Genomic DNA, 3,321 nt, shown 5'->3' on the forward strand with positions numbered 1-3,321 from the left:
TAAAAGGGTTGGAAAAAAACTCAATGCAGGCGATGCTTGTTTTCGCTGCCATGAACCTAAAAAAATTAGCCAACTGGCACTGGAGGAACACCCATCCTCCAGCGTCACCAACAGACAATAGACGGAAATACGCGAAAACGCCTTTGAGAGTCATTTCTCAAAGGCGTTTTGTCTACGGTCTGAGACTGAAATATATAATTTCAGTCTTTTTTTGATAAATAACGACTAATTTACTAAGTAATGTTACAATTTTAGGTAACTTTGGAAAACTTATAAAATCGGAGGGTGTCATTTGAAATTAAAAACACTAAAATTACAAAATTTTCGTTCTTATAAAGAGGAAACAGTTATTAATCTTGATGAACTTACTGCAATTGTCGGGAAAAATGATATAGGTAAATCTACCATTCTAGAGGCATTAGAAATTTTCTTTAATAACCAAACTGTAAAAATTGAACAAGCTGATGCATGTGTTTTTTCTGGACAAAGCTTAGTTAAAATAACATGTATCTTTACTGATTTACCAGACAGAATTGTATTGGATACTAGTTCTGAAACATCGTTACAGGATGAGTTTTTGTTGAACAGTGAAGAGCAGTTAGAAATTTCTAAGGTCTTTGATTGTTCAAAAAAAACTCCAACAATAAAGGTTTTTGCTAATGCCAATCATCCATCTATTCCTCCTATGAATACCCTTCTTGAGCAGACCAACACAAAATTAAAGCAATTACTGAATACTTTAGACATTCCTTCAGATGAAGTTGATACAAGATCAAATGTTTCTTTGAGAAAGGCAATCTGGCAAAGTTCTGATGACTTATTTCTTGAAGAAACGTTAATAGACTTAAGTAAAGCAGATGCGAAATCTATTTGGGAACAAATAGAACGACATATGCCGATCTATGCATTATTTCAATCTGATCGCTCTAGTTCAGATTCTGATAATGAAGTCCAAGATCCTATGAAAATTGCAGTTAAGCAGGCTATTGATAGTGTAAAAGATCAGTTAGAAGAAATTAAAAAGCATGTAGAAAAAGATGTCATTGACGTCGCTACTAAAACTCTAGCTAAATTACATGAAATGGATGAGTCATTAGCTTCTCAACTTACTCCACAGTTTAAAGAAGAACCTAAATGGAATGGACTATTCAAACTCTCATTAGAAGGAGATGACAATATACCCATTAACAAACGTGGAAGTGGTGTAAGACGACTAATTCTACTAAACTTTTTTCGAGCTGAGGCAGAGAGAAGAAAAAATGAGACGTTGAAGAAAAATATTATCTATGCTATTGAAGAGCCTGAAACTGCTCAGCATCCTTCTAATCAGATATTGTTAGCAGAAGCTTTTAAACAATTGGTAGATAACGATTCTGCACAAATTTTATTAACTACTCATGTTCCTGCTTTTGCTGAACTTATGCCTGAGAAGAGTTTAAGATTTATTGACGTTGTTAACGGGGTAAAAGTAATAAATGACCCTAGCGATGAAACTGTTTCAAAAATTGCTGATGCGTTAGGAGTATATCCTTCTCTTGTTACAAAAGAGGAGCAGAAAGTACTAGTTTGTGTTGAGGGTGTTCATGATGTAACTGCATTAAGCGATTTTAGCCAGATAATTTCTTCTGAACGACCTGAACTAGTTAATCTTTATACGGATAGCAGAGTTGTTGTTATGCCGTTAGGAGGTAGTACATTAAAGGGGTGGGTTCAACATCGCTATTTAAAAAAGTTAGGATTTCCTGAAATCCATATTTATGATCGTGATGATATAGATAAGCCAAAGTATCGGGCTTACTGTGAACAAGTAAATTTACGTACTGATGGTTCAAGAGCTTTCCTAACTAATAAGAGAGAAATGGAGAACTATATTCATCCTGAGGCAATACAAAAAGTGTTTGATGTTTCTATTCAGCAAGATGATTGGTTAGATGTTCCTTTGGAAATAGCCGAAGTACAACATAGTAACAATCCTGACAGTAAGCCTTGGTGTGATGTTTCACAAGAAAAAAGAAAACAGAAAGAAGGAAAAGTAAAACTGCGTTTAAATAACGAAGCAATTAAGACAATGACGTATGAACAAGTTTGTGAGATAGATTCAGGCAAGGAAATTGAAATGTGGTTAACTACAATTACAAAACTGTGTAATGAATCAAGTGTTATAACTAAATAATTCACTAATTAAAACGCAAAAATAACTATGAATTATAAAAAATAATTAGGAATAATAAAAAGACTACAAATCCCTTTAAATAATAGGATTTGCAGTCACAGTTGATAACTATCAATTACACAAAATAAATGAATTGTCGACCTTGACAGGGTGGAGGTCATTGGTTCGAGCCCAATACGGGTCATTCATAATTCAAAAGCGGAACCCCTTGTTTTACAAGGGGTTCTGCTTTTTTTGTAATTGATAAAGAGCATGAACTTTATTTACTAATGTTCACCTTGTGCACAATTTGTGCTCCTTTAGTATGATAAAGTGTTTTTGTCTGTAAAATAAGCTTTTTCAATTAGTCGATAAAATTCCCGTAAAAGGTTGCGTGGCTCTTTAGGCAATCCAAAACCTGAACAGGTAATTAATTTTTGGTCCTCATAGGCCAATCCCATTCTGCATGTCAATTCATTTTGTTTGTTTTGAAACTCCTGTACTTTTTTGATGACATAAGGTGAAATCGAAAATTGTCTTTTAGATTTTGATGTTTTCAGTTCTTTAAAAATTAACTTACCGGCTATTTTAGCGAGGCTACGTCTTATGAGTAATTTACCTTTATCAAAATCAATGTCATCTATAAGTGGAATGTTGTGTGTCGTGCTAGTTGCAAAGGGTAAAATTTCAAATGATTATTTCTGTATTGTCCAAACAGTCACATATGCTTATATTGCTTATGGATATGGACTTTGTTTTATCTCATAGTAAAAAAAACGTGACAAAGAATTATGTGTAGGTACCAAAATGAACTATGTGCCCGCTTATATTCGATTGCGCTGGCTATCTAAATTAACCTGGTAAGTACAGTACATCTAGAAGTTTAAAGTAATAACTTTATTGAAATTATTGGAAAATTGTTTAGATATTTTTTTTATGCTAAAGTATTGATAATTATTGGGTAGAGGACGGTGAAGTATGCGTTACCAATATGAGCTAATAGATTATCAAGTTGATTTACCAATTAACATTTTCACACATACAGTAGAAAGTTTCCCTTATCATTGGCACGAAGCCACTGAAATCCTTTTCGTGCTCGAAGGTGAATTGGAAATCAGGGTTAATCAAGATAACTACCAACTGAGGATGGGTGATCTTTTCCTTGTAAA

Annotated in this window: 2 protein-coding genes; both read left to right on the plus strand. The window is 33.6% G+C overall.

Annotated elements, in window-relative coordinates:
• Positions 1 to 292: 292 nt before the first annotated feature.
• Positions 293 to 2,173 (plus strand): ATP-binding protein, encoded by a 1,881-nt coding sequence (locus tag B1R93_RS14985; RefSeq protein ID WP_165763836.1) that lies wholly within the window; start codon positions 293 to 295, stop codon positions 2,171 to 2,173.
• A gap of 957 nt (positions 2,174 to 3,130) precedes the next feature.
• Positions 3,131 to 3,321, plus strand: a 191-nt coding sequence (locus tag B1R93_RS14995) for a cupin domain-containing protein (protein WP_207634170.1), incomplete at its 3' end; no start/stop codon positions are given.

The sequence above is a fragment of the Halalkalibacter urbisdiaboli genome (assembly GCF_002156385.1).
Classification (GTDB): Bacteria; Bacillota; Bacilli; order Bacillales; family Bacillaceae_D; genus Halalkalibacter_A; species Halalkalibacter_A urbisdiaboli.